The sequence below is a fragment of the Neorhizobium huautlense genome (assembly GCF_002968575.1).
GTDB lineage: Bacteria > Pseudomonadota > Alphaproteobacteria > Rhizobiales > Rhizobiaceae > Neorhizobium > Neorhizobium huautlense.
The window spans coordinates 20,096-42,882 of sequence record NZ_PVBM01000034.1; the positions used below are offsets into that span (position 1 = coordinate 20,096).

18 protein-coding genes and 4 pseudogenes are annotated in these 22,787 nt (G+C 59.4%); 10 read left to right on the forward strand and 12 right to left on the reverse strand.

The window, feature by feature from the left end; translation table 11 throughout:
• Positions 1-70 precede the first annotated feature (70 nt).
• From C5L12_RS24825 to C5L12_RS24835, 3 genes are read left to right on the forward strand one after another with little or no spacing between them, the layout of a single operon-like run.
• Positions 71-829 (forward strand): ImuA family protein, encoded by a 759-nt coding sequence (locus C5L12_RS24825; protein WP_105374732.1) that lies wholly within the window; start codon positions 71-73, stop codon positions 827-829.
• Positions 744-2,261 carry a Y-family DNA polymerase gene (locus C5L12_RS24830; RefSeq protein WP_105374733.1) on the forward strand — a complete coding sequence of 506 codons (1,518 nt, stop codon included), beginning with the start codon at positions 744-746 and terminating at the stop codon, positions 2,259-2,261. The genes C5L12_RS24825 and C5L12_RS24830 overlap by 86 nt, the downstream gene beginning before the upstream one ends.
• Complete coding sequence (locus C5L12_RS24835) at positions 2,258-5,515, forward strand: error-prone DNA polymerase (protein ID WP_105374734.1); 3,258 nt, start codon at positions 2,258-2,260, stop codon at positions 5,513-5,515. Before C5L12_RS24830 ends, C5L12_RS24835 begins: the two co-directional genes overlap by 4 nt.
• A gap of 148 nt (positions 5,516-5,663) precedes the next feature.
• On the opposite strand, the gene C5L12_RS24840 is transcribed toward C5L12_RS24835, so the two are convergent.
• Genes C5L12_RS24840 through nanR form a run of 7 tightly spaced genes read right to left on the reverse strand, consistent with a single transcriptional unit; the run spans position 5,664 to position 11,894 of the window.
• On the reverse strand, positions 5,664-6,599 hold the full coding sequence (locus C5L12_RS24840) for a dihydrodipicolinate synthase family protein (RefSeq protein ID WP_170109131.1): 936 nt from the start codon (positions 6,597-6,599) through the stop codon (positions 5,664-5,666).
• Positions 6,590-7,396 (reverse strand): SDR family oxidoreductase, encoded by an 807-nt coding sequence (locus C5L12_RS24845; protein ID WP_105374735.1) that lies wholly within the window; start codon positions 7,394-7,396, stop codon positions 6,590-6,592. The genes C5L12_RS24840 and C5L12_RS24845 overlap by 10 nt, the downstream gene beginning before the upstream one ends.
• A complete protein-coding gene (locus C5L12_RS24850) occupies positions 7,389-8,279 on the reverse strand; it encodes an N-acetylneuraminate lyase (protein WP_105374736.1) in 891 nt (296 codons plus the stop codon). The genes C5L12_RS24845 and C5L12_RS24850 overlap by 8 nt, the downstream gene beginning before the upstream one ends.
• Positions 8,280-8,322: 43 nt before the next feature.
• On the reverse strand, positions 8,323-9,594 hold the full coding sequence (locus C5L12_RS24855) for a TRAP transporter large permease (RefSeq protein ID WP_105374737.1): 1,272 nt from the start codon (positions 9,592-9,594) through the stop codon (positions 8,323-8,325).
• Positions 9,594-10,139 (reverse strand): TRAP transporter small permease, encoded by a 546-nt coding sequence (locus tag C5L12_RS24860; protein WP_105374738.1) that lies wholly within the window; start codon positions 10,137-10,139, stop codon positions 9,594-9,596. Before C5L12_RS24860 ends, C5L12_RS24855 begins: the two co-directional genes overlap by 1 nt.
• A gap of 57 nt (positions 10,140-10,196) precedes the next feature.
• Positions 10,197-11,171 carry a sialic acid TRAP transporter substrate-binding protein SiaP gene (locus C5L12_RS24865; protein WP_105374739.1) on the reverse strand — a complete coding sequence of 325 codons (975 nt, stop codon included), beginning with the start codon at positions 11,169-11,171 and terminating at the stop codon, positions 10,197-10,199.
• A gap of 27 nt (positions 11,172-11,198) precedes the next feature.
• Entirely contained in the window at positions 11,199-11,894 is a 696-nt protein-coding gene (nanR, locus tag C5L12_RS24870) for a transcriptional regulator NanR (protein ID WP_105374740.1), read from the reverse strand.
• An 856-nt stretch (positions 11,895-12,750) separates the two neighbouring features.
• Between nanR and C5L12_RS24875 the strand changes: the two genes are divergently transcribed.
• The 6 genes and pseudogenes from C5L12_RS24875 to C5L12_RS24900 all read left to right on the forward strand — a co-directional run bounded on the left by C5L12_RS24875 (position 12,751) and on the right by C5L12_RS24900 (position 16,495).
• The gene (locus C5L12_RS24875; protein ID WP_157949115.1) at positions 12,751-13,110 is read left to right on the forward strand and encodes a DUF5623 domain-containing protein; all 360 of its coding nucleotides are present in this window, start codon (positions 12,751-12,753) and stop codon (positions 13,108-13,110) included.
• A 76-nt stretch (positions 13,111-13,186) separates the two neighbouring features.
• Positions 13,187-13,702: pseudogene (locus C5L12_RS29135) on the forward strand (AraC family transcriptional regulator); the annotation flags it as partial.
• Between the two features lie 45 nt (positions 13,703-13,747).
• Complete coding sequence (locus tag C5L12_RS24885) at positions 13,748-14,122, forward strand: VOC family protein (RefSeq protein ID WP_105374743.1); 375 nt, start codon at positions 13,748-13,750, stop codon at positions 14,120-14,122.
• A 241-nt stretch (positions 14,123-14,363) separates the two neighbouring features.
• Positions 14,364-14,660: a type II toxin-antitoxin system TacA family antitoxin gene (locus C5L12_RS24890; protein ID WP_105374744.1), complete on the forward strand. Its 297-nt coding sequence runs from the start codon at positions 14,364-14,366 to the stop codon at positions 14,658-14,660.
• Positions 14,657-15,154 carry a GNAT family N-acetyltransferase gene (locus C5L12_RS24895; protein ID WP_105374745.1) on the forward strand — a complete coding sequence of 166 codons (498 nt, stop codon included), beginning with the start codon at positions 14,657-14,659 and terminating at the stop codon, positions 15,152-15,154. Before C5L12_RS24890 ends, C5L12_RS24895 begins: the two co-directional genes overlap by 4 nt.
• 282 nt (positions 15,155-15,436) lie before the next feature.
• Positions 15,437-16,495 carry a nucleotidyltransferase family protein gene (locus tag C5L12_RS24900; protein WP_245423020.1) on the forward strand — a complete coding sequence of 353 codons (1,059 nt, stop codon included), beginning with the start codon at positions 15,437-15,439 and terminating at the stop codon, positions 16,493-16,495.
• Between the two features lie 49 nt (positions 16,496-16,544).
• Here C5L12_RS24900 and C5L12_RS28245 read toward each other — a convergent pair whose 3' ends face one another.
• From C5L12_RS28245 to C5L12_RS29260, 3 genes and pseudogenes are all read right to left on the reverse strand, one after another.
• Positions 16,545-16,775, reverse strand: a complete 231-nt coding sequence (locus tag C5L12_RS28245; protein WP_134101964.1) for a hypothetical protein — start codon at positions 16,773-16,775, stop codon at positions 16,545-16,547.
• Between the two features lie 24 nt (positions 16,776-16,799).
• Positions 16,800-17,458: pseudogene (locus C5L12_RS24905) on the reverse strand (GlxA family transcriptional regulator); the annotation flags it as partial.
• A gap of 18 nt (positions 17,459-17,476) precedes the next feature.
• A pseudogene (locus C5L12_RS29260) lies at positions 17,477-17,614 on the reverse strand (GntR family transcriptional regulator); the annotation flags it as partial.
• 300 nt (positions 17,615-17,914) lie between these two features.
• On the opposite strand from C5L12_RS29260, the gene C5L12_RS24915 reads away from it, so the two are divergent.
• The gene (locus C5L12_RS24915) at positions 17,915-19,468 is read left to right on the forward strand and encodes an MFS transporter (RefSeq protein ID WP_105374747.1); all 1,554 of its coding nucleotides are present in this window, start codon (positions 17,915-17,917) and stop codon (positions 19,466-19,468) included.
• Between the two features lie 6 nt (positions 19,469-19,474).
• On the opposite strand, the pseudogene C5L12_RS24920 reads toward C5L12_RS24915, so the two are convergent.
• A pseudogene (locus C5L12_RS24920) lies at positions 19,475-19,732 on the reverse strand (ABC transporter ATP-binding protein); the annotation flags it as partial.
• A gap of 132 nt (positions 19,733-19,864) precedes the next feature.
• The gene (locus tag C5L12_RS24925) at positions 19,865-22,048 is read right to left on the reverse strand and encodes an ABC transporter ATP-binding protein/permease (protein ID WP_483428737.1); all 2,184 of its coding nucleotides are present in this window, start codon (positions 22,046-22,048) and stop codon (positions 19,865-19,867) included.
• Between the last annotated feature and the right edge of the window lie 739 nt (positions 22,049-22,787).

Sequence of the window (22,787 nt, forward strand, 5' to 3'; positions counted from 1 at the left end):
ATAGTGAACATCTGTGTTTGAACGACATGATGTCGATCCTGAAACGCGACCTGAAAGGGATTCGTGAACGATGACTGCTGCCCGCGAATGGGTCATATCCGATCTACGCGAGCGTATCGCCTCGCTTGAGAGCGGCACGGTGAGGAAACGCGGCTGTCTTGCCTTCGGGGTTGACGAGATCGACGCCGCACTTCCGGGCGGGGGCCTCGCCTATGGTGCTCTGCACGAGTTTGCCGGCGGCGGGTCGGGGACCGTCGATGGCGCAGCCGCGGCTCTTTGCGTCGCGGGTATTGCGGCACGCACGAAGGGTCAGATCCTCTGGTGCATGACGCGTCCCGACCTGTTTTTCCCCGCACTTGCACAGGCGGGTCTCAATCCCAATCGCGTGGTCTTCGCCGAAGCCGACCGCGAAGAAGATGTGCTGGCGACGATGGAGGAAGGGCTTGGCTTCGGCGGCCTGGGCGCTGTCGTCGGTGAAGTCGTCCGGCTTCCGATGACCGCATCGCGGCGGCTGCAGCTCGTCGCGGAAAAAACAGGGACGATGGGGCTGGTTGTGCGGCGGTGGCGGCGGCAGACCGAGGCTTCGGATTTCGGGCAGCCGACGGCATCGACAACGCGGTGGCGGGTCAGCGTTTTGCCGTCGGAGGAGCTTCCGGTCCCGGGCGTCGGCCGCCCTCGCTGGCTTCTGGAGCTGATGCGCGTGAAAGCAGGTGAGTGCGCGGAGTTTATCGTAGGAGCGTGCGATGCCACGGGTCGTATCCATCTATTTCCCGGATCTCGCGATCGAGAGGATCAGACGCGCCGATGGGACGGGAGAACTGTCGCCTGAACGGCCACTCGTCGTCGTCGAAAAGAGCGGATCCAAGCGCTGGCTTGCCGCCGTCGATGCCAAGGCGAGATCGGCTGGGCTGCATGTCGGCATGCCGGCGGCCAAGGCGCAGGCAATCGTCCAGGGCCTGCAGGTGGTAGAGGCAGATCCCATCGCCGACGTTGCGGCACTCGAGCGCCTGACGCTTTGGGCGCTAACGCAATATTCGCCGATCGTTGCCATGGATGCACCTGACGGGATCGTCATGGACACAGAAGGCGCCGATCATCTCCAGGGCGGAGAGGAACTCATGCTATCTGGCATCGTCAATCGGTTCCGCGCCCGCGGTCTCACGGCGCGAGTTGCGATCGCGGACAGCTGGGGTGCAGCGCATGCGCTTGCGCGGGCAAGCGGTCGTGAAACGGTTGTCGCGCCGTGCGGTGAGACGTCACGCTTTGTCGAGAAGCTGCCGCTTTCTTCATTGCGGCTCTCGCCTGAAACCGTGATCAGCCTGCGGACGCTCGGGTTTCGGACGATCGGGGAATTGGCGGCGACGCCGCGCGCGCCGCTCGCCCTTCGCTTCGGTCCTGAAATAGGCCGTCGTCTCGATCAGATGTATGGACGGCTGCCGGAGCCGATCGATCCAATCCGACCGATGGATGTCGTCGAAGTCAGCCGTACTTTCGCCGAGCCGATCGGCGCACCCGAAACGATCGCGAAATATGTCTCACGCCTGGTCGGAGAGCTCTGCGACGCGCTTGAGAAGAAGGCTCTTGGCGTTCGCCGATCCGATCTCATCGTTCACAAGGTCGACAACACCATGCAGGCAATCCGCGCGGGCACGGCAAAGCCCGCCCGCGACGTCGCCTGGCTGACGAAGCTGTTCAAGGATCGGATCGAAAAGATCGAGCCGGGCTTCGGCATTGAAAAGCTGTCGCTCGTCGCCGTCATCGCCGAGCCGCTTACAGAGACACAGAAAACCTCCTCCCTCGTCGAGGAGGAGGTCGTCGATATCACGCCGCTGATCGACGTGATCGGCAACCGCGGCCAGCGCGTCTACCGTGTCGCGCCGGTCGCAAGCGACGTACCTGAACGCAGCGTCACGCGGATTGCCGCCGCAGCCGAGGAGGTCGGTGCGTCCTGGGCATTACATTGGCCACGGCCGGTGCGGCTTCTTGCCCGTCCAGACCCGATCGAGGTGATCGCACTGCTGCCGGACCATCCGCCCGTCTCGATCACCTGGCGCGGCAAGCGCCGGCGCGTGAAACGTGCCGACGGCCCGGAACGGATTTTTGGCGAGTGGTGGACGAGGAGTTCCGAATTCGACGCCGTGCGCGACTACTTTGTCATCGAGGATGACGCCGGCGAGCGCTTCTGGATTTTTCGGAGTGGGGACGGTCTCGACACGGCGACGGGGTCGCAGAAGTGGTTTCTGCACGGGATCTTCGCATGAATTACGCCGAGCTCCAGGTCACGACCCATTTTTCGTTCCTGCGCGGCGCTTCGTCGGCCGAGGAACTGTTTGCGACGGCAAAACTGCTCGGCATCAAGGCGCTCGGCATCGTCGATCGCAATTCGCTCGCCGGCATTGTTCGCGCGCTCGAAGCCTCTCGTGCTACGGGTCTTCGTCTGGTCGTCGGCTGCCGTCTCGATTTACAGGATGGCATGTCGATCCTCGTCTATCCTACGGATCGCACCGCCTACGCGCGGATGACGCGGCTCTTGACGCTGGGCAAGGCCAGGGGCGGCAAGGCGAATTGCATTCTCACGCTCGATGATGTCGGACACTATTGCGAGGGCCTCATTGGCGTGCTCGTTCCCGACTTTGCGGATGAGACGTGTGCCGTGCAGCTCAGAAAGATGGCTGGGATCTTTGGCGATCGTGCCTACATTGCGCTATCGCTCCGGCGACGACCCAACGACCAGATGCGGCTGCATGAGCTGTCGAACATGGCCGCGCGCTTCAAGGTCAGGACGGTCGTCACCAATGACGTGCTATTCCATGAGCCGTCTCGCCGTCAGCTCCAGGATGTCGTCACCTGCATTCGCACCGGCACGACGATCGACGACGTCGGGTTCGAACGCGAACGGCACGCCGACCGCTACCTGAAGCCGCCAGAGGAAATGGCACGCCTGTTTCCGCGCTATCCAGAGGCGCTTGCCCGGACGATGGAGATCGTTGACCGTTGCAAGTTCTCGCTCGAGGAACTGACCTATCAATACCCTGAGGAGGCGATCGTGCCGGGCAAGGACGCTCAGCAGTCCCTCGAGCATTATGTCTGGGAATGCGTGCCGCAGCGCTATCCAGAGGGATTGCCTGAGAAAGTCCGGAAGACCGTGCTGCACGAACTCGATCTCATCCGCACCATGAAATATGCGCCCTACTTCCTGACCGTGTTTTCCATTGTTCGTTATGCGCGGTCGCAAGGCATTCTCTGCCAGGGGAGGGGCTCGGCCGCAAACTCCGCCGTCTGTTATATCCTCGGCATCACCTCGATCGATCCTGAAACGAACGACCTCCTGTTCGAGCGCTTCGTTAGCCAGGAGCGGGACGAGCCGCCCGATATCGATGTCGACTTCGAGCACGAGCGGCGCGAGGAAGTCATCCAATGGATCTATAGGACCTATACGCATCAAAAAGCCGCGCTTTGCGCGACCGTGACGCGCTACCGCGCCAAGGGCGCGATCCGCGACGTCGGCAAGGCACTCGGATTGCCGGAAGACATGATCAAGGCGCTGTCGTCGGGCATGTGGTCCTGGTCGGCCGAGATGGTCGGCGAACGAAATCTGCGTGAACTCAACCTCAACCCCAACGATCGTCGGCTGGCACTCACGTTGAAGCTCGCCCAACAACTGATGGGGGCGCCACGGCACCTCGGCCAGCATCCGGGTGGCTTCGTCCTGACCCATGATCGTCTCGACGATCTCGTCCCCATCGAGCCGGCAAGCATGGCCGACAGGCAGGTGATCGAGTGGGACAAGGACGACGTCGAGGCGCTGAAGTTCATTAAGGTAGACGTGCTCGCACTCGGCATGCTCACCTGCATGTCGAAGGCCTTTGCCCTGATTAAGGAGCACAAGAATGACGACCTCGATCTTGCGAGTATCAGGCAGGAGGATCCGGCGACTTACGCGATGATCCGCAAGGCGGACACGCTCGGCACGTTTCAGATCGAAAGCCGGGCGCAGATGGCGATGCTGCCCCGGTTGAAGCCGCGCACCTACTACGATTTGGTCATTCAGGTGGCGATCGTCCGGCCGGGACCGATCCAGGGCGATATGGTCCATCCCTATTTGCGCCGCCGCGAGGGCAAGGAACCGGTCGAATATCCGACGCCCGAACTTGAAGCCGTGCTTGGCAAGACTCTCGGTGTGCCGTTGTTTCAGGAGTCCGCCATGCGGGTGGCGATGGTCTGCGCCGGGTTTACCGGTGGCGAGGCCGACCAACTGCGCAAGTCGATGGCAACCTTCAAGTTCACCGGCGGCGTGTCGAAGTTCAAGGACAAACTGGTCAAGGGGATGATCAGGAACGGCTATTCGCCGGAGTTCGCGGAAAAGACGTTCTCGCAGCTCGAGGGCTTCGGCTCCTACGGCTTTCCGGAAAGCCATGCCGCCAGCTTCGCACTCATCGCCTATGCCTCCAGCTATGTGAAGTGCCACTACCCCGACGCCTTCTGCACGGCCCTGATCAACAGCCAGCCTATGGGGTTCTACGCGGTCGCCCAGATCGTCGGCGACGCCCGAAAACACGGTGTGGAAATCCGGCCGGTCTGCGTCAACCGCTCACGGTGGGACTGCACGCTCGAGGCCATCGATGGAACCGATCGCCACGCGGTCCGGCTCGGCATGCGTCTGGTCCGCGGGCTTTCCGCCATCGACGCCGCGAAGATCGTTGCCGCGCGCATGGATCAGGCCTTCGAAAGTGTCGACGACATGTGGCGTCGCTCCGCGGTTCCCGCAGCAACCCTGGTCGACCTTGCCGAGGCCGACGCCTTTTTGCCGTCTCTGACTCTGCCGCGGCGCGACGCGCTCTGGGCGATTAAAGCGCTCCGCGACGAACCGTTGCCGCTCTTCTCCGCTGCGGCCGAGCGCGAGCAGAGGGCGATCGCCGAACAGCAGGAGCCGGAGGTGGAGCTCCGGCAGATGACCGAGGGGCACAACGTCATCCAGGACTATAGCCACACCGGTCTGACGCTGCGCCAGCATCCGATCGCCTTCCTACGCAAGGATCTTTCCGCCCGCGGCATCGTCACTTGCGAAGAGGCGATGTACGCGCGTGACGGCCGCTGGCTGATGACGGCAGGCCTTGTCCTTGTTCGACAAAAACCGGGGTCGGCGAAGGGCGTCATGTTCCTGACCATCGAGGACGAGACCGGGCCGGCCAATGTCGTGGTCTGGCCGAAGCTATTCGAGCGGCGTCGGCGGATCGTGCTCGGATCGAGCATGATGGCGATCAACGGCCGGATCCAGAGGGAAGGCGAGGTGGTCCATCTCATCGCCCAGCAGCTCTTCGATCTCTCGGGCGATCTTTCCGGGCTTGCTGATCGTGACGAAGCGTTCAAGCTCCCGACCGGCCGCGGCGACGAGTTCGCCCTTGGCTCGCCAGGCGGTGCGGATTCACGTGAGCGCGCCGTGAAGACGCGCGATATCTACATTCCCGACCTGCATATCGATACGCTCAAGGTGAAGGCCAGGAATTTTCATTAGCTTTGCTGCCGACTAAAGGTAGCCTCTGTGGGACCGCAAGTTCGATTCCGGTCACGAACAAAGTGGGCTCCTCCGTGCGTTTGCACGCAGAGACGGCAGGTCGTACGCCTTGCATTGGAGCAAGCCCAAGCCGCCGCCGCGGGTTACATCAAAACAGAGGGGCAAACTCCGGCAGCATTTTATTGTAATGCTCACGAGCTTCGTTCAGTGCTTCGGTCGGCGCTGATATATAAGGCCACAGCAGTCTCTCCGACACTGGTCCCCAGCCGCCTATCGCCGCCATCATCTTGTCCAGTGCGATGTTGGAAAGACCGTGCGAGCTGATCAGCGGAATGATCCACTGCTGCATGAAGCTGACGATCCGTTTTTCGAGCTCAGTTGCACGTTCCGGGTCTTCTTCGGCAAGCTGCCAATGCAGCAATGCCCCCCTTGGACTGAGGCAGGCAACGTTGGAATAGGCGCCATCCGCGCCGCGTGGGCGGCCGAACGCCACGGTGTGGCCCGGCACGAACACGGAAAAGTCGGGTAGGAGCGCCCGGCGTTCGCGGTACCAGGCCTCGTCGCCGCCGGCCAGCTTGGTGCCGACCAGGTTCGGCATGCGTTTTCTCAAGTTCGCGATCTCGTCGAGCGTCAGCTTTCGCTTCGCGTGGGGCGGATTGTAGAGGATAAGCGGTACTCCAGCCGCAGCGTCCTGCATACCGTCCGCGAAATGGACTATCTCGGGATCGGAAGGTGTCCACCAATCGGGAAGAATAAATTGCACGCCGCTCGGTGCGAGCGGGGTAAGCCGTCGCAGGCGATCCCTCGCAATTCTCGGATTGGTGTGGCTGACGCCGACCTGGAAAGGGCAGCCAGCGCCTCTCGCTCCCTCCGCGACGATCGTGACGATCTTCTCGTACTCTGCCTCGGTCTGATTGTGGAACTCGCCTGCCGTGCCGTTGCTGTAGATGCCGTCGAGCCCGGAGGCGCAGAGTATTGCTATCTCTTCGCGAAGCGCTCCGAAATCGATTTCGCCCCGGCCATCGACCGGCAGCAGGACCGTTCCCCAGATCCCCTTCGGCAGGTTACCGTTCGTCATTTCCATACCGAAAAGCCGCCATCGACGACAAGGTTGTGGCCGTGCACGTAATCTGATCCCGCCGAGGCGAGGAAAAGGACCGCGCCCGTCAGGTCGTCAGGCTCGCGGCCCATGCGGCCGAGGGGCGTGAGATCCCGATAGCCGGCGACAAATTTCGCGTGTTGGCCGCGCTCGAACCCGCCTGGCGAGATCGCGTTGACGTTGACCCCCATCGGACCGAGATAGCCTGCGAGGTCACGCGTCATGGCGATGATCCCGCCCTTGGCCGCCGCATAGTCCACCGGCTGTCCCAGCATGTCCGTATCTTCATACACTCGACGATCCCGGCCGACGATGCCGGCGATCGAGCCAAGATTGATAATTTTTCCCCGTCCCCGATCGACCATCGGCTCGGCGAAGACCTGGCAGCAGAGCAGCGGGCCGAGCAGGTTCGATTCCAGCATCGTGCGCATATCCTTCGGATCGCGTTCGAACAGGCGCGCGATGGAGCTGCCGGAGCCGCCGCCGGCATTGTTGACCAGGATGTCGAGGCTGCCGCGCCACGACAGCAGCCTGTCCCGCGCCGATTCAATTGACGCGGGGTGGCTGTGATCTATCTCCAGTGCCAGGCTCTCGCCTCCGTACCTGCTCGCGAGACGTTCCGCTGCCTTCTCGGCGCGGGCAAGGCTGCGGGAGGATATGGCAACAGAGGCTCCCGCAGCAGCAAGAATACCCGACGCCGCCCATCCAAGGTTGCTGCTGCCGCCTGTCACCAGGGCGGTGCGGCCGGAGAGGTCAAAGAGCCGTTCGACGTCCTCATGCATTGGCGGCCCGCCAGGAAAGGAGGGGCTGAAGGGATTCCTCCAGCCGTGCCCGGTCTGCGTCGTGGAGCTTGCGGAACGGCCGCCGCGATGGGCCGATAGGCACGCCCATAACGTCAAGGGCCGCCTTCGATCCGGGCATAACACCGACCGCTATCAGGACGTCGATGATGTCGTTGGCCACACGCTGCAGCGTACGGGCATCCTCTATCTGGCCCGCCAGAACATGGGCCTGCAGCGCCACAAACAGATCGCCCATGAAATTGTAGGTCGTGCCGATCGCTCCCCGCGCACCGCTCGCAAGGCCGGCAAGACACATTTCGTCATAGCCGTTGTAGATCAGCGCGTCCGGGTTCGTCTGGCGCAGCCTTTCCAGCTGAAACATATCGCTCGACGTGTGCTTGATTCCGATGATGTTGCCATGGCCGAGCAGGTTGGACAGTTCCTCGGTGGAAAATCCCGCGGTGCGGGCCGGGAAGTTGTAGATGATCAGCGGCAGGGCCGAGGCATCGGCCAGTGCCCGGTAGTGCTCCATTACCTCTTCGCGGGAAAAGCCGTAGTAATAAGGGGTAATGGCAGAAACTGCGTTATAGCCGTTCGTGTTTGCCACCCTGGCGAGCTCGATTGTATCGGCTGTGGCGATCGCCCCAACATGGGCGATCAGCGCTAGGCGACCGGCCGCGGCATCGGCCGTCCATTCGAGCGCATTTGAACGCTCCTGCAGCGATTGCAGCATAGCCTCGCCCGAGCTACCACCGACGTAGGTCCCCTGGAGCTTCTGCCGCACCTGAAAGTCCACGAAAGGACCGATCGCGGCGCGATCTATTGTTTCGTCATCCTTGAAGGGTGTGAGCAGGGCGGAAAAGATGCCTTCGAGATTGGTCATTGTGCACCATTTGGATTGATTGAAATCGGGCGAGCGCAGGGCGTCAACCCATGACGAGGCTCGGGACGAACGTGACGAGTGCGGGGAAGAAGGTGATGAGCGCCAGCACCACGAGCAGCGGTATCAGGAACGGGATGATACCGACCGCCAGGCTGCCGAATGGAATGTTTGCGACCTTCGAGACCACGAAGAGCGCGACGCCCATGGGCGGCGTTAGGATGCCGATCATCAGGTTCATCACCACCAGTACGCCGAAATGGACGGGGTCGATGCCGTAGCTGACGGCAGCCGGCACCAGGACCGGCACAATGAGCAGCAGGATCGCGAGCGCCTCAATGAAGGTCCCCAACGCCAGCAGCATGAGGTTGACGATGATGAGGAAGGTGAGCGGGCTATCGGAGAAATCGAGAAAGAAGGCCGCCACCTGCTGCGGCACCTGGTGGCGGGCGATCACATAGCCGAACAGGGAAACACCCATCATCAGCAGGCCGACCGCCGCGGTGTGATTGACAGTTTCGCGCAGCACCACGACGAGCTTCGACCAGGTCAGTTCGCGATAAACAACCGTACCAAGGAACAGTGCATAAATAGCCGCGACCACGGCCGCTTCGGTCGGCGAGAAGATGCCGACGAAAATGCCGCCAATGATGATGATGGGCGTCATCAGCGGAACGATTGCTGAAAGGAAGCTCCGCCCCATCTGCCGAACCGTCGCCTTCTGCTCCCGAGGATAGTTGCGCAGGCGGGCCAGTATGTAGACCATGATCATCAGTGCCGCGGTGCACATCAAGCCAGGCACAATTCCACCCAGAAAAAGTCCGCCGATCGAGGTATTAGCGATGACGCCATAGACGACGAGCGGGATGGACGGCGGCACGAGCGGACCGATGATGGCGGAAGCCGCCGTGATCGATCCGGCAAATCTCTGGTCGTAACCGGCATTGCGCATAGCCCGAATTTCCAGCTGGCCAAGACCGGCTGCATCGGCGACTGCCGAGCCGGACATGCCGGAAAACATCAGGCTCGCCAGGATGTTCACATGCGCCAGACCACCGGCGACGTGTCCGACCAGCGCCTTGGCGAAGCCAAAGATGCGGTCAGTTACCCCTGATGTATTCATCAACTGCGCCGTCAGGATAAAGAAGGGGATGGCCAGCAGCGGAAAGCTGTTGAGGCCGGCAACCATGCGCTGGGCCGCGAAGTTCAACCCCTGCCCATCGTAAAGCATGAAGGCAAGCGACGCCACGATCAGCGTGAAGCCAACTGGCATGCCGGCTAAGAGAAGGGCGAACCAGCCGCCGAAAAGGGAGACCATTACAGATACCTTTCATTTGCCGGAGGCAAATCGTCATCGGCGATCTTGTGGGGTGTCGTCAGCACGATGACGTCGCCGATGATGACCGCGACCATACGGATCGCCATCAGTGCGGCTCCCACTGGCAGCGCGCCGTACAGGAGGGATTCCTGAACGCCGACGGCAACCGACATCACCCGATGAGCCCGCAACGTGCCGAAAAAGCCATACCAGCAGAGGAACAGCAGGGCTGCGACGATCGCAGTGTTCAGTACGATCGACAGGATCAGCCGGGGGCGTGGAGGCAGCAGCGTGGTAAAGACGTCCATGGCGATGTGCGAGCGATTGCGGACGCATTCTGCCGAACCAATGGCGACAAGCCACACGAACAGGTAGCGCGCGGCTTCCTCCGTCCAGAAAAGCGGATCGCGGAAGATGAAACGGGTGACGATCTGTAGCGCGATTGAACCGAAAACCAGCACCAGCAGGATTGCGCCGATAGACTCTTCAAAACGGGCAAGGCTATGGGGAACGGGCGAGGTTTGCCCGGGCGTTAGCTTGGACATTGGGAATCTCCGCCGGTCGTCCCCGGGCGCCTCATTCGCCCCGGGGAACGGGCATTTCTACTTGGCCAGACCTGCCAGCGACTGCACGGTGCCGGCGCCGAACTTGCCGTCTAGTTCGTCATAAACGGGTTTCATCGCAGCCCTGAAGGCTTCGAGGTCAGGCTTGACGACGGTCGCTCCGTTTTTCTCGAACTGGGCGAGGAGGGCGGTCTCCTTGTCCGTGACGATCTTGTTGTTGACGTCGCCGCCAGCCTTGAAGGCGTCGGTGACGATTTGCTTGTCAGCGTCACTGAGTTCTTCCCATGTCTCCTCGGACATCAGGATGAGTTGATCCTGCACGAGGTGATTGGTCAGGGAGATGTGCGACTGCACCTCCATGAACTTCATCGCGTCGATGATGGGAAGGGGGTTTTCCTGGCCGTCAACCTGATTGGTCTGCAGCGCCAGATACACCTCGGCGAAGGCGACTGGAGTGGGGCTTGCCCCCATGGCTTTGGCCCAAGCAAGCAGCGGCGCGGAGTTCGGGACGCGCAACTTCATGCCCTTCAGGTCTTCAACCTTGGAGATTGGCTTTTTAGAGGTCGTCTGGCGGGTGCCAAAATACCACGAGTCGATCGTGTGCCACTTGTTGTTCGTCTTCATTTCCTCAAGCACGGCCTTGCCCCAGTCGGAGGCCAGAATGGCTTGCAGGTGACTGAAGTCTTTTACAACATAGGCGGCGCTGGCAACGCCCGCACGAGCGACCCAAGGATCCATGCCACCGAAGGGATTGAGCGTGAAGTCGAGCTCGCCGAGTGTGACCTGCTCCATCATTTCCGTGAAACTGCCGAGTTGGGAATTTGGGAAGACTTCCACCTTCAGCTTGCCGCCGGTCTTCTCCTCGATCTGCTTGGCAGCCGCCATGACTCCTTGATACTGTGGGTCGCCGGCGGTGCCTTGCATGCCAAGCTTCAGGACACGGCTCTCCTGGCCCGTAGCTGCGCCGGCCACCAATAGACCTGCCATTGCTATGCACGAAAATGTCAGTCTCATTCTTTTCCTCCTCCTCAGGTATCCAAGTTAATTTGCTGGTTTGAACTTCCTCTGAGCGTTCTCTAAGTGTACCTTCATGGCGTGCGCGGCCGCATTGGGATCGCGAGCCTCAATGGCGTGGAATATCGCCGCGTGGCCCTCGTAGCTGCGCTTGTTCGATACATCAGGGTCGGACGGGAGACGTCGCTGGTTGATCAGCCAATCGACCAGTGCGTCATGCATCGCGACGAAGATTGGATTGCCGGGAATCTCAGTGAGAATGCGATGAAAAGCGACGTCCGTGATCGCGAACAGACGGGCCTTCGGTATCGCATCACGGTTCCTCTCCAGCGCCTCGCGAAGCGTCCCGATTTGCAGATCTGTCGCGTGCTCGGCTGCATGTCGCGCAAGGCTCGTTTCCATAAAAAGACGGGCCTGCTCGAAATGCTCTACGCCATGCGGCTGCTCAAGCAGCAGGTTGGCCACGCCTGACAGAGACGACAGCAGGTCCTTTGGAGTGGGCCGCGTGACCTTCGCTTTTTCGCCGGTCTTGATCTTGACCAGGCCCATGCGCTCCAGCGCGAACAAGGCCTCTCGAATGGACGGCCGACCCACGTCGAACATTTCCATCATTTCTCGCTCCGACGGGAGCGTGGTCCCAACGGGATAGACCTCGTCACGGATCATCTCCTCGATCCGCATCCGGATTTCATCCGACAGTTTGCGTCTGGCTGGCATCTTCATCGTGGTCAAGCTTTTAAGGTATTATACCAGCGCCCGTCAAGTGTTTCGCTTCAGTGTCTTTAGGCCATCCCGTCAGGTTGTTGATTAATCAACACATATGTGCTGTTGACCAGATATTGGCTGGATAAGAAGCAATGGTAAAGCGTTCGCGAAACCCTCAGAATCGAACTTTCAAAGCCTCTCCTAGAAGTATGCGGGAAATCCGGACTCAAGAAGGTTCGTGGCTTTGGAGGGCTTCGACAGGTTGCCGACGATCATTTCGTGTGTGACATGGTTGACCCATCGCAGAGCTACGACGCGGACTGCTCTGCTCTGCCGAACGCTCACTTAGCTTCATGGAGAATACAGGTCTTCTGCCGTCGCGCGATTCTCGAAAAGCTTACCCAAACGGCTCGATCGATGATGAACTGCCGAGCAGCGATCCCGCGACCCTCTGGGTCGATCCCGCGATTGGACAGTTCATTCTGATCGACGAGCCGTACGCTCGAGCACCAGATGAAGCGGCGCGTGCTGCGTGGGCGACTCGAACGGGGTGGCGAGTTGTGAAAACTTCCTGGCCGGGTATGTACAGCCCGTATAGTTGCGAGCTCCATGTCGCGACAGATGGGCGCTCAGGATGTAATCTTGATGGACTTGTCGCTAAGATCGAAGCCATGCCTGCGCCGCTTGTTGAATCGAACTGGCCGGGAGAATCTTCGGATTCTTGGGATATTTCATAAGTCCGCTGGCGAAAAGCCCTCAAGACGTGCGCCGCGCCAGGTGCCAGGGCACTATTTATCCTCTCCCAGCGCTACAACCGTTCCGTACAGCTATAGTTTAGGCGGGTCTCAGCCTCGCCCCGCCGGCGAGCCGGGGGTTGCGGGGGCACGTCGAGGCTGGGCGGAACATCAAGGAGGTCCGTTCAAAGCACCGGCCCTACGGAGCATACCGGCGACTGAATTCGTTGCGCTCGACGTTAGAGGATTGGATGGGCCTCGAGATCGGCCGAGGAGAACTGGAAGGTCCCGAGCTTTTTGAGGTCTACTATACCGACGTCGAGGCGGATTTCCCATATCGGGATATGGCGAAATCACCCGACGAGGTTGTGGCGATGCTTGCAGACTTGAAGCAGAAGCTGAAGTCGGGCTATCCCGACTGCGCGCCGCTTCGCCGCCAGCTCCATCGCATCGACATGTCCGTTTCGCTGACAAACAACATGACACGCTCTGGCGCTTGAGTGTTATCGCGGCGGTGGATTGCATGGGTACATTACCGCTCGCCTAATGCCGGGATCCCTTCAGTAGCATGGAGGGATCCTGGTTGAGCCGGACGCTGCCGATCTGCCAGATCGATGCAGCACGCTTTCGCTGTCTCCGCTTGTCAGAGAGCTCATCATTGAGATGGCTGACCAATCCGAGGTAGCGGCTGCTTATGGGGAGACGATGACAACCCTGCTTCTGTCGGCCTTGTCACGGATGCCGGTGGAGGATCTGCATTTACCGCTGACATCCGAGGCAAGATTGAACCGTATCGCTTCTGCGCTGGTGGAAGATCCGTCTGACCGCAGCACCATGGCACAATGGGCCAGGCGCGTGGCCATGAGCGAGAACTCCCTTGCGCGTCTCGTTCAGCAGGAAACCGGCCTGACCTTCGGCCGTTGGCGTCAGCAGTTGCAATTGATCATTGCCATCCGATGCCTCGCGGCTGGGGCGACGGTGCAGCAGGTTTCGGGTGATCTCGGGTATGAATCCGTTTCCGCGTTTATTACAATGTTCAAGAAAGCACTCGGTACATCGCCAGCGCAATATTTGCGGAAATTCGAGCGTTGAACGTGAGTGAGTGCATCGACAGAAGCAACCGATTGAAGAGGAAGCATGTTCACCCACATCATGATCGGCAGCAATGACCTGGAGCGTTCCAGACGCTTTTACGACGCCACATTCGCTGCATTGGGAGGCAATCCCGGCGAGATGGATGCGAGAGGCCGCCTGATCTACGTCCATGAGGGGGGCCGGCTCATGATCACAACACCGATCGATGGCAAACCAGCGACCGCAGCCAATGGAGGCACGATAGGTATCGCCGCGGAGAGCCGCGACCATGTTCTCGCATGGCATGCCGCTGGTACCGCGCATGGTGGCACGGCGATTGAGAGTCCCCCTACGGAGCGTTCAAATGGGGCCTTTGTGGCATATCTTCGCGACCCGGATGGAAACAAGCTGAGCGCGCGGTCTCATTCAACGAAATGAAATAGACGCGCCGTATAGATGATGGGCAGCCCGCGCAGCAGCCTACATGCCTGAGCCACAAAAGACATTTGCCGTACGGAACGTGTGCGAGCAGAAGGTCGCCGGTTCGTATCCTATCAAAGAGCTTCTATGAGCTAATGCCGCGGATCACGAATACGCGCACGGTGTAACGACGATGTCTTTACGGGAATCTTGTAAAGATATTGTCGTTACGCTATATAGGTGCAAACAGGAGTTTGCCATGCCGACCTCACACACGAGTAAAAGCTCGGATGCAAGCGTACCGCTGAATATGCGCATCAAGCCCGCCACCCGCAACTTGATCGATCGCGCCGCTGAGTTGCTTGGTAAGACGCGAACGGATTTTATGTTGGAAGCTTCCGAGCGCCGAGCCGAGGAAGTGCTGCTCGACCGTACTGTCTTCACGGTAAGCGCGGAAATCTATGCTGAATACCTTGCCCGGCTCGATGCACCCACGCAGCCCAATGAGCGTTTAGCACGCACCATGTTGACCAAAGCACCGTGGGATGAGGCGTGACCCTCAGCGCACCGGCACCCCTGGCGGATCATCATGAGCTGGCCGAGTTCCATTCTGGAGTCATTGAACTGGACGACTGGCTGCGACGTCGCGCCCGTTCTAATCAAACGAGCGGCGCATCGCGGACCTTCGTCGTGTGCGAGGAGAGCCGCGTCATCGCCTATTACGCGCTCGCTTCCGGCGCCGTCAAACAGCCGGAAGCGCCTGGCCGTTTTCGGCGCAATATGCCTGATCCAATTCCGGTCGCTGTGCTTGGTCGCCTCGCCATTGATCGATCCTACCAAGAGCGCGGTATCGGCAGGGCATTGGTGCGCGACGCGGGCCTGCGCCTGCTCAATGCCGCGGAAGTACTTGGCATTCGAGGTATGCTCGTTCATGCGATTTCAGATGACGCACGAGCCTTCTACGAGGCCGTCGGCTTCCTGTCTTCTCCTGCCGACCCCATGATGCTGATGGTCGGATTGCATGACCTCAATAACGCGCTGAACCCTTAGGCGGAACTCCTCAAAATTTCGGTTGATGCAATCCATCTCGCTGAATTTTTCGGCAGAAGGTCCCGAAATTAAATGAGGGCCGCGAGTTCTAATCCCTTCAAGGCGGGGTATCTCGATAGCGAGCTATACTATATTTGAAAAAGTAGTATATCTAGGATCGCGTTGGGTTGTGCCTTGCATTGGCGGAGCGGAGGCGGGCAGCGACCCCTGGGCAAAGTCGCAAAGCTTGCGTGGTGATCGCAACTATACTAGATTTGTGAAAGCAATATAGAGGATGCCGTCATTAAGCAGATTGATCTCATGTTCCGCACCATGGTCGCGGAACTCCAGCAACGGGCATTTGATGATGATTGGGCGGAAGATTTTCCCCCATCAGGTAGATTCGTGCCGGTGGCAGTCGATGGTCGGCGTTATTGGTATTTCGATCAACCGGACGGTCAGGGTGGGCAGAAGCGCCGGTATGTCGGACCTGCCGACGATCCCTTAATTTCGGAACGGGTCGAAACCTTCAAGGGTGAGAAGTCAGATTATAAGGCTCGCCGCAAGTTCGTTTCCACGCTAACGCGCGAAGCCGGTTTGATTGCCGCTGATCGCTTTACCGGCGACATCGTACAGGCGCTTTCCAAGGCCGGCCTCTTCCGGCTGCGAGGTGTTCTCATCGGCACCGTCGCTTTTCAATGCTACTCGGCATATCTTGGCATCCGTCTGCCCTCGGCGGCGATCCTAACAGGTGATGCAGACATAGCCCAGGATTTCGCGATCTCCGCCGAGGTGGCGGATTCGCTGCCGCCGATCCTCGATCTCCTAAAAGGCCTTGATCCAACGTTCCGCGCCGTGCCGCATCTCAGCGGCAGCTCTCGATCTCATGCCTTCCGGAATCAGAGCGGTTACAGGATCGAGTTCATGACGACAAACAGGGGAGCCGAAGAATATTCGGACAAACCCGCCAACATGCCCGCTCTCGGCGGCGCGTCAGCCGAACCGCTGAGATTCATGGATTTCTTGATCCGCGATCCCGTTCGTTCGATCTTGCTACATGGTGCCGGTATCTCAGTTATTATCCCTGATCCCTGCAGGTACGCGGTGCACAAGCTTATCATTGCCGGTCGCCGCCCAAATGACGCCGGCGGCCAGGCCAAACGAGATAAAGACCTTAGACAGGCAGGAATACTATTCGACGCCTTGCCGGTCACGGGCCATGGGCCATCACTGGCTGACGCTCTGGAAGAGGCATGGGATCGCGGACCTGCTTGGAAGCTGGCGATCTCGGAAGCAGCCGAAACCATGCACAAGGAATATTGGGGCGCTATCAATCGAATGGTTGGCTCTCTCAAGAGATAAAGGTCAGGCCCGCTTGAAAAGGAAGGCCCTATGACAATACTCATTTTCATCAGGTTGCGCTCGGCCTAACCTTTGTCGGAAACAGCTCTTCATGCTGATTTTCAGCCTGGTTTAAAATCTTGGAGACCAATGCTGCCGTGTCCTGCGGGAAAAAGCGACGACAGCGCTGTTGCACGACATCAGGCCCACCCGAAAAACAAATGAAATCAATAGGACGCTGTGAACTTAAAGGAAGCAACGGTTCATACCCGTTCGAGGCGAAGAAGGTGGGCGTCTTCACTCAACACATTCACCGCTCTTCTCGCTAATGGCCAACATTGGTGCTTGCCGCCCGCAGCTGAGCCGGCGTCTGGCCGTAAGTTTTCCGAAACAGCTTTCCGAAATGCGAGGCATTTTCGAAGCCGATTTCCATGGCGATTTCGATCAGGGGAGCCTTTGTCTGGATCAGCAGCTGCCTTGCCCACTCCAGACGGAGGCGGGTGTAGACGTGTCCTGGAGAACTCATCGCATTCTTTGCAAAGAGACGCTCCAGTTGCCCTCGCGACAGGCCGACCGATGCCGCCAGGTCGTCAAGTGGATCATGCTGTCGATGTGGTTTTCCATCATGATGAGAACGGCCCTGAGCCGCGGATCGTCACATTCGATTGAAAGGGGCCTGCGCGGCTGTATATCGAGAGCTGAACGCGCCTTGTGAATCTGCAGCACGTCCAGCGCGTTTCTCTCCACCTCTTTGCTGATTTGACGTCTGACGATCGACGCGGCCATGTCTGCCGAGCTGCTGCCTCCGGCGCAGGATCCCCTGTTGCGATCGAGGTTGAATATCCGGTCGGCTCGCACTTCGTGATCAGGGACGCGCTCGCGAAAAGCAGGATAGTGAAGCCAGCTCACGCAAGTCTGGTGATTTTTCATCAGACCGGCTTCAGCGAGTATGAAAGTTCCTGTGCAGAAACCTATCAAGGGGACCTATTTGGCGGCTGCTTTTATTTCCCGTACAGGTGTACGGGAAAGGCCATAGCGTTCACTCAGGCCGACTTCGTCCAAGTCTTGATAGGGATCCAGCTCCATCGTCAGAATTGGACGCTTAAGATCGTCAATGAGCCCGTTTTTGCCGCTTTTCACCGAAGCCTCCTCGTTTGATGCGCCGATTTCTATGGAGACTGCACCACGCGTCCAAGAGAGTCGGCCCAATTGTATAATTTGAGTACACAATGCGAATAACAAAAAAGTACAATTCGTCGCTGACAGTTAGCGAGATCGCGGAAAAGGTCTGGGTTGTTCCTCTCAGATTGTGGACATCGGAGTGTCCAGTCGGACATCTGCCGCCTAACCAGTCGCCAGATGATGTCAGAAGGCATCGCGACGTCGGTTGCCATTCCTCCTCCGGCGCGTCACATTGCGCGCCGCGATAGGAGGAGTTCCATGCGTATCGAGAGTGGCAATGCGAGCCTGAATCTCGCCGGCCGCAGGGAGTGGATCGGCGCCTGCGTGCTGTCGATTGCCTGCCTCATCTATTCGATGGATCTTTCCATCCTGTTCCTCGCCATTCCCGCGATCGTCGCCGACCTGGACCCATCGGCCTCCGAACTGCTCTGGATCAACGATATCTACGGTTTCATGGTCGCCGGCTTCCTGGTTACGATGGGCACGCTGGGGGATCGGATCGGCCGTCGCCGCGTGCTGCTGATCGGTGCAGCCGCCTTCGGTGTCGCCTCGGCGCTGGCAGCTTTTTCCACCAGCGCGCAGCAACTCATCGCGTCGCGGGCGCTTCTCGGTATCGCCGGAGCGACGATCGCGCCCTCGACACTGTCGCTGATCGTCAACCTCTTCAAGAACGAAGCGGAGCGCAACCGCGCCATCGGCATCTGGGGCACGGCGTTTGCGCTCGGTGGCCTGATCGGGCCGCTTCTGGGCGGTTTTCTGCTGCAATATTTCCACTGGGGCGCAGTGTTTCTCATCAACATCCCGGTGATGCTCATCCTGCTGGTCGTAGCACCGATCCTGCTGCCGGAATACAAAAGCCCCGACGGCGCCAAACTCGACCTCCTGAGCGTGCTGCTGTCGCTCGCCACCGTGCTGCCGATCATCTACGGTTTCAAGCACATGGCGGCAGACGGTTTCGATCTTCGCTATCTGCTGCCGATCGCCGCCGGACTTGCTGTCGGCTGGCTGTTCGTGAACCGTCAGAAAACCCTTCCAGATCCCTTGATCGAGCTGAAGCTCTTTGCGCTACCCTCTTTCACAGCCTCGCTTCTGGTGAATCTCGCGGGGATGTTCTTCGTCTTCGGCGTCTTTCTCTACCAGAACCTGTTCCTTCAATTCGTGCTTGGCCTCACACCCCTCGAAGCGGCTCTTTGGTCGGTCCCGTCCTCGATCGTCTTCACCGTCATGTCTCTGCAGGCCTATCGTTTCACCAACCGTTTCGGCCCGGTCCGCACCGTACTACTTGGCCTGGTAATCAACGCTGCAGGCATGTTCCTGATGTCGGTTGCCGCTTATTCCGAGAGTCTTTTCGGGGTTCTAGGTTCAACCATGGTGATCGCGGTCGGCTTCGTGCCGGTCGTGCTGACGACGACCGGCCTGATCGTGGGAGCCGCTCCGCCCGAAAGGTCCGGCTCCGCCTCGGCTATTTCGGAAACCAGCGCCGAATTTGGAGGCGCGCTCGGCATTGCATTGCTCGGCAGCCTGGGCACCTTGATCTATCGCGTGCTGATGGATGCGGTGAATATCGACGGGCTCGATCCCGCTCAGACGGCGGCCGTGCGGACAACGCTCGGCGGTGCGGTCGAAACTGCGAGGGCGCTTGAAGGGAACCTCGTGCCGGCCTGGCTTGAAGCTGCCCGTCAATCCTTTTCGACGGGATTCGCGAGCTGCTGCCTGCTCGCGGCGGTGACGCTGCTCGTTCTCGCCGCCTCCGCCCGAAAGATCTACGCCCGCGCAAATATCGACGAGAAGGCGGTCGTATCTGCTCATTGAGCCGAGTCAAGGCGTCTCATGTTCGTAGAGCTGTTCCATCCTCAAGGAGGCAATTTCGGCAAACGGCGTCTGATTGCGGACGCGGCCGGCGCCGCCAATGACGACCTCGTCACAGAAGGAAATGGTGCTGTAGTGATGACTGATAACGATTGTGGCGCGGCGTCCGGCTCTTGATTTCGGGGTCTCTACGATCGATGCCTGGGACAAGCCGTCCATGGCATTCGTGGCCTCATCGAGAATCCGGATTTCGGGAACGCGGACCAAACATCCCAGCATCTCAGCTTGTCTCGTAACGTTAAGTTTACGATGCCCGGGACGAAGAGGTTGTGGCTTTAGATCAGATCTGCTTTTGGCGGCAAGAAACGTACAACTGGCGGTCGATCCTGGGCAGGAACCTTAGCTGCGAACCTCACGCTTCTCCTTGAATTCGTTCCGCCTAATCGCGCGTTGTGCCAGCCGAGACAGTATGTTCGGCCTCGTTGGCTTGGATGGTAGATCGACATCGCTCACCAAACGTGCGCCACCTTCGCGCCGCTCCAGCGTGATCTTCCGGCTGTGAAATGCTTCCAGTTCCGCGCGGTGGCCGACACTGACAATCGTCACCTTCGGCATCTCCTCGGTCAGCATCTGCATAATCTGATCTTGGCTTTTCTCGTCCAGAGCAGAGGTTGCCTCGTCCATGATCACGATGTCCGGTCTGTCCAAAAGAAGACGGGCGAATGCCAAGCGCTGCTTCTCACCTCCGGATAGGGTGTGATCCCAAGGTGCTTCTTCCTCGATTTGGTCGCTTATCTTGCCCAACCCGACCTTGGTCAGGGCTGACTGTAGCTCCTGGGCGGTCCAATCTCTCGCTGAATGCGGATAGGCCACTGCACGACGCAGTGTTCCTGACGGTACATAAGGTTTTTGCGGAAGCATGAAGACGCTACTGCCGGAGCGGAACTGGACGCCGCCATCTCCCCAAGGCCAAAGACCAGCGATTGCTCGGACCAGAGTGCTCTTGCCCGATCCAGACTCTCCCGCCACCAGCACCCGCTCCCCGGCCTCGATATCGACCTTCGTTTCTTTGACGACTGCGGTACCATCGCCGAGGGAAACGGAAAGGTTGTTGAGACTGAGCACCACATCGCCATCCGTTTCGCCGCGCTTGATTCGGCCAACCGTCTCGGTCTGCTCCGCCCGTTCCAGACCATCAAGCGACACCATCAAGGAGGCGACGCGCCGCGCGCAAGCATTCCAATCTGCAAGCCGAGGATAGTTGTCGACGAGCCAGCCAAAAGCCGTCTGGACGATCGTAAATGCAGATGCTGCTTGCATCACCTCGCCGAGGGACATCTGTCCGGCCAGGAATTTCGGCGCGCACAGCAGAAGCGGCACAACAGGCGCAATCAAGAGTGACCCATGGGAGACGAGTGTGGTGCGCATGTACTGATGTGAGAGTAGCCGCCATTGATGCCGCACATGCCCGAACACGCGTTGAAGCCCGTCGCGCTCCTCTTCTTCACCACCCAACAGTGCGATGCTTTCGCCGTTCTCGCGCACGCGGGTCAACGCGTAGCGAAACTCGGCTTCAACTTGGTTCTTCACTTCTGAAACTTTCACGAAGTTGCGGGCGATCAAGGCGATCGAGCCTGATGCTATGACGGCGTAAAGGAAAGACGCGAACACAAGGAACCCCGGTATGGTTATAGTGCCTCCGCCGATCGTAAGACTAAGAGCACCGCCGATATTCCAGAGCACTAGGATGAATGTCGACGCGGACAGAAATGCAGCCAGGACGCCGGAGACAAAGTCCACCGGCGACTCGGTCGCTATGCGCATGTCTTCGGAGATGCGTGCCTCCGGGTTCTGATGATCGCCATCAATGAGGTTGAGTTGGTAGTAGCGTCCATGATCCAGCCAGCGGGCGATCAACGTTTTAGTCAGCCACGAACGCCAGCGCCGTTGGACCATCATGCGGACGAAGACCTGGCTCGTCACGACAGCAACGGCTCCCAAGACCAGGAGCGGAAATATTGTCGCCAAGTCATAGACCGTGGGCGCGTTACGCTGCTCGATTGCGTCGAAGATTTCACGGTTCCACACATTCGTCGCGTATTGGAAACCTACGTTGATGCCGATCAGCGCCAGGATGGCGACTGTGCATAACCAAGCGAGCCGGTCACCATTCATGCCCCAGAAGCCGCGAGCGCTGATCCAAAAGCGCTTCAAAAGGTAGCTTTTACGAACACGTTCAGCGTCCTCAGGAGCAAGTTGTTCATCCATAAAGAGTTCTCCCGAAGGTGCCCGAAGTTTGGAATACCAAGATCTTGGCGAGGAAAAAGTTCCTCCGTCGGACCTATGTCCGATGGCGGCAAATTGGACCACATGCTGTCCCTCGCTGTGCAAAGGCAGGTGAAGGAGGGCGAATACATCACCTGAAGCGGAGGCCTGCTCCCAATCTGGGGTCTCCCAACCCCTTGTCGGCAAAACGCCAAGTCCAGCCGACGCTGTATCCATCGCGAGGACTATTTCCGTCGGCAGCAGCAGAGCGTTCACCACCAAGGTCCAAACGTCGAGAACGACGACCAAACCATCCATGCGCGAATTATCCTCGCGGCTGGCGCCAGGAGCGCCTGAGAAAGAGGTGCGAGATTTCCCCGTTAAAGCGAATGTCGCCGGTTCGTCCGGCTTGAAGACGATTCACTTCGTTGACGACCGCAGGGGTATCTGAAGATGTTTCCGCTTAGATGTTCTCGCAAGTTCTGAAGGACCTGCTGCGCGGTTGACGTCCATCTGCCTGATCAAGGGCGGTCGGATCAGAGGCAAAACCGCACGCTATGGCCCCAGGGCAATTGTGCAGCAAGCTGTTGCATAATCTCCTCGTCGGGAATGCCTCAGCAAAGGCACGCATATACTTGAGGTTTCGGAGCGGAATGGCCCCTCATTTGAGGAAAATCTCGCCGAAGATGCGCTGCCAGCCGATCGATCACGCGAGCTCCTGCAGGAACAAGAGTTCATCGCTCAAACCAGGCTTCAGTGAATGGAACCAAAAGGTCCGCACGAATAGCTCGGATTCCAATCTGTTCGAAGCGCCCGGTTCATGTGCCGCCGAGATTGCTGCGCCAGGAAGCAGGGTCAGGATCTGGCCTCAGGCAGGGCCTTATTGCTCAGATGGGAGCCTAGCTGACGCCGGCGCGTCGCCCGACATATGGGACGCTTTCGTGGGCAAAGGTACATGACAGCGTCGCACGCCTTACCCGCGCTTGTGCCTATGATCGCGCCGGAATTATGTGGAGCGAGCCGAAGTTCACGTCGCAGCACGCCGATGCCGTGGCAG

What these genes read in the sequence shown, in the direction of transcription:
- C5L12_RS24890 (WP_105374744.1), top strand. Translation starts at nt 14,364, where the DNA reads ATGCCGACCTCACACACGAGTAAAAGCTCGGATGCAAGCGTACCGCTG.
- C5L12_RS24925 (WP_483428737.1), bottom strand. Translation starts at nt 22,048, where the DNA reads ATGGATGGTTTGGTCGTCGTTCTCGACGTTTGGACCTTGGTGGTGAAC.
- C5L12_RS24825 (WP_105374732.1), top strand. Translation starts at nt 71, where the DNA reads ATGACTGCTGCCCGCGAATGGGTCATATCCGATCTACGCGAGCGTATC.
- C5L12_RS24860 (WP_105374738.1), bottom strand. Translation starts at nt 10,139, where the DNA reads ATGTCCAAGCTAACGCCCGGGCAAACCTCGCCCGTTCCCCATAGCCTT.
- C5L12_RS24835 (WP_105374734.1), top strand. Translation starts at nt 2,258, where the DNA reads ATGAATTACGCCGAGCTCCAGGTCACGACCCATTTTTCGTTCCTGCGC.
- C5L12_RS24855 (WP_105374737.1), bottom strand. Translation starts at nt 9,594, where the DNA reads ATGGTCTCCCTTTTCGGCGGCTGGTTCGCCCTTCTCTTAGCCGGCATG.
- nanR (WP_105374740.1), bottom strand. Translation starts at nt 11,894, where the DNA reads ATGAAGATGCCAGCCAGACGCAAACTGTCGGATGAAATCCGGATGCGG.
- C5L12_RS24865 (WP_105374739.1), bottom strand. Translation starts at nt 11,171, where the DNA reads ATGAGACTGACATTTTCGTGCATAGCAATGGCAGGTCTATTGGTGGCC.
- C5L12_RS24845 (WP_105374735.1), bottom strand. Translation starts at nt 7,396, where the DNA reads ATGCATGAGGACGTCGAACGGCTCTTTGACCTCTCCGGCCGCACCGCC.
- C5L12_RS24840 (WP_170109131.1), bottom strand. Translation starts at nt 6,599, where the DNA reads ATGGAAATGACGAACGGTAACCTGCCGAAGGGGATCTGGGGAACGGTC.
- C5L12_RS24915 (WP_105374747.1), top strand. Translation starts at nt 17,915, where the DNA reads ATGCGTATCGAGAGTGGCAATGCGAGCCTGAATCTCGCCGGCCGCAGG.
- C5L12_RS24830 (WP_105374733.1), top strand. Translation starts at nt 744, where the DNA reads ATGCCACGGGTCGTATCCATCTATTTCCCGGATCTCGCGATCGAGAGG.
- C5L12_RS24885 (WP_105374743.1), top strand. Translation starts at nt 13,748, where the DNA reads ATGTTCACCCACATCATGATCGGCAGCAATGACCTGGAGCGTTCCAGA.
- C5L12_RS24850 (WP_105374736.1), bottom strand. Translation starts at nt 8,279, where the DNA reads ATGACCAATCTCGAAGGCATCTTTTCCGCCCTGCTCACACCCTTCAAG.